Source organism: Kitasatospora sp. NPDC093558, from assembly GCF_040683475.1.
Taxonomy (GTDB): Bacteria; Actinomycetota; Actinomycetes; order Streptomycetales; family Streptomycetaceae; genus Kitasatospora.
Genome location: NZ_JBFBDY010000352.1, coordinates 1 through 6,628 on the forward strand (window position 1 = coordinate 1; position 6,628 = coordinate 6,628).

General features: G+C 71.9%; 7 protein-coding genes. 5 read left to right on the forward strand and 2 right to left on the reverse strand.

The window, feature by feature from the left end:
* From AB0O00_RS26040 to AB0O00_RS26055, 4 genes are all read left to right on the forward strand, one after another.
* The coding region (locus tag AB0O00_RS26040) for a 3'-5' exonuclease (RefSeq protein WP_363655654.1) at window positions 1–886 on the forward strand (886 nt) is incomplete at its 5' end.
* 299 nt (window positions 887–1,185) lie between these two features.
* The gene (locus AB0O00_RS26045; RefSeq protein ID WP_363655656.1) at window positions 1,186–1,644 is read left to right on the forward strand and encodes a hypothetical protein; all 459 of its coding nucleotides are present in this window, start codon (window positions 1,186–1,188) and stop codon (window positions 1,642–1,644) included.
* A gap of 219 nt (window positions 1,645–1,863) precedes the next feature.
* Window positions 1,864–2,181 (forward strand): WhiB family transcriptional regulator, encoded by a 318-nt coding sequence (locus tag AB0O00_RS26050; protein WP_329928159.1) that lies wholly within the window; start codon window positions 1,864–1,866, stop codon window positions 2,179–2,181.
* Window positions 2,178–2,573: a hypothetical protein gene (locus AB0O00_RS26055; RefSeq protein ID WP_363655658.1), complete on the forward strand. Its 396-nt coding sequence runs from the start codon at window positions 2,178–2,180 to the stop codon at window positions 2,571–2,573. The genes AB0O00_RS26050 and AB0O00_RS26055 overlap by 4 nt, the downstream gene beginning before the upstream one ends.
* Before the next feature lie 179 nt (window positions 2,574–2,752).
* Here AB0O00_RS26055 and AB0O00_RS26060 read toward each other — a convergent pair whose 3' ends face one another.
* Window positions 2,753–4,117 carry an AarF/ABC1/UbiB kinase family protein gene (locus AB0O00_RS26060; protein ID WP_363655660.1) on the reverse strand — a complete coding sequence of 455 codons (1,365 nt, stop codon included), beginning with the start codon at window positions 4,115–4,117 and terminating at the stop codon, window positions 2,753–2,755.
* A gap of 152 nt (window positions 4,118–4,269) precedes the next feature.
* Complete coding sequence (locus AB0O00_RS26065) at window positions 4,270–4,992, reverse strand: TetR/AcrR family transcriptional regulator C-terminal domain-containing protein (RefSeq protein ID WP_363655661.1); 723 nt, start codon at window positions 4,990–4,992, stop codon at window positions 4,270–4,272.
* 149 nt (window positions 4,993–5,141) lie between these two features.
* Between AB0O00_RS26065 and AB0O00_RS26070 the strand changes: the two genes are divergently transcribed.
* The coding region (locus AB0O00_RS26070) for an MFS transporter (protein WP_363655663.1) at window positions 5,142–6,628 on the forward strand (1,487 nt) is incomplete at its 3' end.

The window sequence follows — 6,628 nt, forward strand, 5'->3', positions numbered from 1 at the left end:
CACCCCCGAACCCCCGGCCGGCTCCGGCGCCGTCCGCGACCGCTGGGAGTCCCTCGCCGCCCTCGTCCGGCTCGCCGAGGAGTTCGAGCGGACCAGGTCGGCCGCCGGCCAGAGCGTCGACCTCGCCGCCTACGTCGCCGAACTCGACGCCCGCGCCGCCGCCCAGCACGCCCCCGCCGTCGAAGGCGTCACCCTCGCCTCGCTGCACGCCGCCAAGGGCCTCGAATGGGACGCCGTCTACCTCGTCGGCCTCACCGAGGGCACCCTGCCGATCATCTACGCCAAGACCGACGAACAGGTCGAGGAGGAGCGCCGCCTCCTCTACGTCGGCGTCACCCGCGCCCGCAAGCACCTCTCCCTCTCCTGGGCCCTCTCCCGCTCCCCGGGCGGACGCGCCAGCCGCAAGCCCACCCGCTTCCTCGACGGGCTGCGCCCGGGCTCGGCCGCACCCGGCACGCGCACCGGCGCGCGGGGCGGACGCGGGGGCGTGGAGTTCGGCGAGCGCGCCGCCGGGCGGAAGGTCCGCGGACCGGTCAAGTGCCGCGTCTGCGAGCGCGTCCTGACCGACGCCGTCGAACGCAAGCTCCGCCGCTGCGAGAGCTGCCCGTCCACCATGGACGAGGCGCTGTACGAGCGGCTGCGCGAGTGGCGCGCCCGGCAGGCCAGGAAGCAGGGCGCCCCCGCCTACGTCGTGTTCACCGACGCGACGCTCATGGCGATCGCCGAGGACGTGCCCGCGAACCGCCAGGAGCTGGCCCAGATCTCCGGGGTCGGCGCCATGAAGCTGGACAAGTACGGGGCCGCCGTGCTCTCGTTGTGTGCGGGGGAGGAGCCCGAGGAGGAACCGGACGGCGTCGAGGACGACGGTCCGGTCGAACCGGCGTGAGCCGGTCCGGGCGTGGTCACGGGGACTGCTCAGGGGACTCCCGCGGGGCATCGGAACGCGCCGTCCGGCGCGACGCGAAACTCGCCGCGAAAAATAGTTTGCGCGGCGTACCGGGAGCGCAATAGCCTGCCGGAGCGGTCAAGGGGACGCGAACGCACGGGGTGACGCCTGTGCCGAGTTCCCGCGCCCAGAGCTTCAGAGTTTCATCAGCTTCACCGAGACAGACATCCGAAGATTCGGAGCAGGGGAAACCCGGCTCCGCGAGACGCCGAGAGGAGGCGAAGACAGTGGGAAACATCATGATCACCAAAATGACTGGCCAGACCGTTGTCGCTGCCTCCCTGCGTGATGCCCTCCTCTGGGCGCCCGCAGAGCTCGGTGGAACCGGTCTGGGTCTCGACACCACCGGTGTCTCGGTCGTTCCCGCCGCCACCGCCACTGTCAGTGGTCTCGGACACACTGATCTGTGCGTCGCGGGCGGCAGGAGCAGCGAAGGTATCTCCGTCGAGACCGGTCTGTCCCGCGACTGGGCGTCGTTCGGCACGCCGCGCTCCGAGCGCGACGAGCGACCGACCCAGGCACCGAAGGCGGTCGTAGCCGCAGCCATGCATGGCGGCTATGCGCAGGTCATCGGTGCCGGAAACCCCCAGAAGCAGAACGAGCAGCAGATCAAGCAGGCCAAGGCCGCCGCCATCGGCGCCATGGCCATCCGGATGCGGGCCTTCCGCGGGCCTGAACCCTGGAGAGAACGAACCTGAGCCACATTCAGGTCGGCACCTCCAGGGCCGCGGAACCCGTCACACCGGGATCCGCGGCCCTTCTGTTTTGTCCGGTACGCAAGACCACCCAGGCCCCCCGGGGCCTCCGGCCCAGCCCCACCAGTCCGCCGGGCCGGAACCACTGAGAAGACGAGGAAGACGCAGACAGTGTCCACGGTCATCACACCGCCCACCCCGTCCGTACCGCCGACAAGCCAGATCACCAAGGCCGACCAGGCCGACCCCCCGGAGGTTCTTTCCATGCAGCTCAGCTCGATCGAGCAGGCCGAGGCACTCGGTCTCCCCATCCCCTGCCGCGCCTTCGACCCCGAGGTCTTCTTCGCCGAGACGCCCGCCGACGTCGAGTACGCGAAGTCCCTCTGCGGCACCTGCCCGGTCAAGGAGGCCTGCCTGGCCGGCGCCCTCGAGCGCCGCGAGCCCTGGGGCGTCTGGGGTGGCGAGCTCTTCGTCCAGGGCGTCGTCGTCGCCCGCAAGCGGCCCCGTGGCCGTCCGCGCAAGACCGAGGTCATGGCATGAGCCCCGGCCTCGGAACCGGAGCCATCCGCCGGGGAGAGCAGCCCCCGCTGGACAGTTCCCTCCGCCGCTCCGTGCGGATCGCCGCCGCCAAGGCCGACGCAGCCCGCACCAACCCCTTCCCGACGACGCACCACGAGCAGGACCACGACATGACCGCCGCCATCGACCCCGCCATCCGCGCCGACCAGGCCAACGAACTCCAGATCCAGAACAGGACCCTCGAAATGCAACTCCTCCACGAATCCCTGGCCCGTGCCCATATGCAAGATCGACTGCACGAGGCCGAGCACCAACGGCTCGTCCTGCGCATCGCCCGGGCGCGCAAGCTGAAGCAGCGGGCCGAGCGCGCCTCGCTGCGGGCCCGCAAGGCCCTCGCCGTCGCCCTGATGTAGTCCGCACGCGCGTCCCGCGGCCACCCGTCGCCACGCGCGCGCAGGCACGCCCGGACAGACGCAGGACGAACGGCACACCCCCGTCGCGCCGCAGGCCGCCCCCCGTACCCGGGGAGCGGCCTGCGGCCGTTCTGCACGCTCGGCGGCGCCCATCAGCCGAGCTCGGCGGCGCCGCCCGCTCAGCGGCGCTTACGGGCCCCCACGTCACCGGGCCCCTGCTCGGCGAACTCCGGCAGCCACTCCAGCATCTCCGCCCGGAACGGCGCCTTCGCCCCCAACTGACACAGCACCCCGATCGTGCTCAACGTCACCCGGTGAATCAGCAGGTACGCCGGCGGCAGGTTCAACTGCTTGCCCAGGTTGTACGCCGGCGACCGCGGATCCGCGATCCGGGCCGCCTGCGCCCGCATCCACGCCCGCGTGAAGTGGAACGAATCCACCGCCGCCGGCTCGATCATCGGCACCAGGTAATCCAGCACCGCGTCCGGATCCAGCTCGATCGAGGGCTTCACGAAACCCTCCTCCCGCAGCATCTCCAGCACACCCGCCGCATCACCGGCCAGCGCCATCCGCAACGACGCCCCGATCGGCGCCGGCAACCCACCCGGCAACCGGTCCACCGTGCCGAAGTCCAGCACCCCCAGCCGCCACCCCGACACCGGACCGTCGTCCTTCAACAGCCGGAAATTGCCCGGATGCGGATCCGCGTGCAACAACCCCGTCCGCGACGGACCCGCGAACAGGAACCGGGCCAGCAACCGGCCCGCCCGGTCCCGCTCCTCCTGACTCCCGTCCGCGATCACCTCCGCCAGCGGCGTGCCGTCCATCCACTCCGTCACCAGCACCTGATCCGCCTGCGCCACCACACCCGGCACCACGATGTCCGGATCGCCCGCGAACTCCTCCGCGTGCCGGCGCTGCGCCTGCGCCTCCAGCTCGTAGTCGAGCTCCTCGGAGACCCGCTCGCGCAGCTCGGTGATCAGCGGCTTGATGTCCAGCCCCGGGATCAGCGGCCCCAGCAGCCAGGCGACGCGGCCGAGTTGCGACAGGTCCGCGAGCAGCGCGTCGCCCGCGCCCGGGTACTGCACCTTGACGGCGACCCGGCGGCCGTCGTGCCAGACCGCCTTGTGCACCTGGCCGATCGAGGCGGCAGCCGCCGGCTGGTCGTCGAACTCCCGGAACAGCTCACGCCAGTTGGACCCGAGGCGCTCGGCGAGCGCGGCGTGCACCTTGGCGGCGGGCATCGGGGGAGCGGCGTCCTGCAGCTTGGTGAGCGCCGCCCGGTACGGGCCGGCGACCTCCTCGGGCAGCGCGGCCTCGAAGACGGACAGCACCTGCCCGAACTTCATGGCCCCGCCCTTGAGTTCGCCGAGCACCTTGAACAGCTGGTCGGCGGTGGCCTGTTGCAGCTCGGCCGTCACCACCTCGGCGGAGCGGCCGCCGATCCGCTTGCCCAGGCCGAGCGTGGCGCGGCCGGCTATCCCCAGGGGCAGGGCGGCGAGCCGTGCCGTGCGGGTCACTGCCTTGCGCGGAAGATCGCTCACCGGGCCTCCATCCCACACACCCCCGGCCCCCCGGTACCGGACGGCCGACCATCACTACGCCATTGTGCCCGTTCCCCGCTCCGCGCCCGCCCGCATTTCGCGGAGGCGTGAGCGGCGGATCGGTGGCGGGCCGGTGGCGGGATGGTGGCGGATCAGCGGGGCAGGCGCAGCGCCAGCCCGTCGAGGACGACTTCGAGGCCGTAGCCGAACTTGCTGTCGCGGGTGGCCACCGGATCGATGTCGGCGGCTGCGGTCGCGTAGGCGTCGGAGAGGTGCTCGAAGCCGTCGGCCGCCTCCTGCGCGGCGGGCATGAGGCGGGCGATGAACTCGGCCTCCGTCTGGCCGGACCGGGCCACGGTGGTGAGCCAGGCCGACTCCGTGGTGCCCATGCCGATCGTGTAGCAGACCAGGGTGTCGATCGCCCGGACCGGCTCGGGGAAGCCGGCGGCGGTGAACAGGACGGTCAGCTGCTCGGCGAAGGACATCAGGTTGGGGCCCAGGTAGGCGAGCCCCGCCTGGCCGAGGACGGACGAGAGCCAGGGGTGGCGCAGGACCGTCGCCCGGAAGGCCTGGGCGGCGTCGGTGGCCGCGGCGCGCCAGTCGGGGCTGCCGGCGGGCGGGAGGACGATCTCGCCGAACACCTCGTCGACGGCGAGCTCCATGAGCTCGTCCTTGGTCGCGACGTGGCGGTAGAGGGAGGTCGCGCCGGCGTTCAGGCGGGCGGCGAGCTTGCGCATGCTCAGCGCCTCGATGCCGTCGGCGTCGAGCATCACGATCGCCTCGCGGACGATCGCGTCCCGGCTGAGCGAGGGCTGGTCGGGCTCGCGCTGCCGGCGGGCCCATACGGACGGGATCGGGTTCGTGCTGGCGGCCATGGGCGGCGCTCCCTTCTGCGTACACCGTTCGCATTTAGCGTACAGCACTTGCATGTTGCGCACGCTGTTCTCTGATGCGTACAGTGTGCGCATCGACGGAACGCAGTGCGCACCGGGGGAACGGTGTGCGCATGGAGAGGGGAGATCTCATGCAAGCCCGCAATCCGCACCGGTGGTGGATCCTGATCGTGCTGTGCCTGAGCTCGCTGGTCCTGGTGATCGACAGCATGGCGCTGACCGTGGCCGTGCCCGCGATGACGGCGGACCTCGGCGCGAGCGCCCAGGACACCCAGTGGATCCTCGACTCCTACGTCCTGGTCTTCGCGGGACTGCTGCTGACCTCAGGCAGCCTCGGGGACCGCTTCGGCCGGCGGAAGATCATGATCATCGGCCTGCTGCTCTTCGGCGCGGCGTCGCTCGCCGCGACCTTCTGCACGAACCCCGGCGAGGTGATCGCCTCCCGGGTGGCGATGGGGGTCGGCGGGGCGCTGATCATGCCGTCGACGCTGTCGATCCTCATCACCGTCTTCGACGAGGACGAGCGCGGCAAGGCGATGGCGGCCTGGGGCTCGGTGGCGATGCTCGGCCTGGTCGGCAGCCCGGTCCTCGGCGGGGTGCTGATCGACCACTTCTCGTGGCACTCGATCTTCTTCCTCAACGTCCCGGTCGTCGGCCTCGCGATCCTGGCCGGCCTGCTGCTGATGCCGGAGTCCAAGGGCCCGTGGCAGAAGCCGGACCCGCTCGGCGCGGTGCTGTCCGCGGTCGGCATGACGGCACTGATCTGGTGGATCATCGAGATCCCGCAGCACGGCGCGTTCGGCGGCCGGTCGCTGGTCACCCTCGCGGTGGCGGTGGTGGCGCTCGCCGGGTTCGTGGTCTGGGAGAACGTCACCGACGCGCCGATGGTGCCGCTGGTCCTCTTCCGGCACCGCGACTTCACCGGCGGGTCGCTCTCGCTGACGCTGGTCCAGATCGGCAACGGCGGCCTGCTGCTGGTGCTCACCCAGTACCTGCAGTTCGTGCTGGGCTACTCGCCGGTCAAGGCGGGGCTCGCGTTCGTGCCGCTAGCCGTCGCCGCGCTGGCCGGCAACGGGGCCGGGGCCAAGTTCGCCGCGAAGATCGGCAACCGCTTCCTGATCCTCACCGGGATGCTCGTGATGGCCGCCGCCTTCGGGCTGCTGACCACCGTGTCGGCCGACAGCGGCTTCACCGTCCCGGCGGTCGCGCTCGGCCTGCTCGGACTCGGGGCCGGTCTGGCCATGCCGGCCGCGGTGGGGGCGCTGATGGGCACCATCCCGGCGGAGAAGGCGGGCGTCGGCTCGGCGCTGAACGACACCATCCAGCAGGCCGGCACCGCGCTCGGCATCGCGATCCTCGGCTCGCTGCTGTCGAGCGGCTTCGCGAGCCGGATGCCGGCGGGGCTGCCGGAGGAGGCGAGGCACTCGATCGCCGGGGCGCTGGCGGTCGCGAAGGGGGACGCCGGGCTCGTGCACACCGCCCGGGAGGCGTTCACGAGCGCGATGTCGACCACCTTCACGATCAGCGCGATCGGGGTGCTCGCGGCGGCGCTGGTGGCCACGCTGGTCATGCGGGGCCGCCCGGCGGGGGCGGACGCTGGTTCGGAGGCCGGCTCGGC

Coding starts and splice junctions, on each gene's coding strand:
- AB0O00_RS26045 (WP_363655656.1), top strand. CDS start 1,186: ATGATCACCAAAATGACTGGCCAGACCGTTGTCGCTGCCTCCCTGCGT.
- AB0O00_RS26055 (WP_363655658.1), top strand. CDS start 2,178: ATGAGCCCCGGCCTCGGAACCGGAGCCATCCGCCGGGGAGAGCAGCCC.
- AB0O00_RS26065 (WP_363655661.1), bottom strand. CDS start 4,992: ATGGCCGCCAGCACGAACCCGATCCCGTCCGTATGGGCCCGCCGGCAG.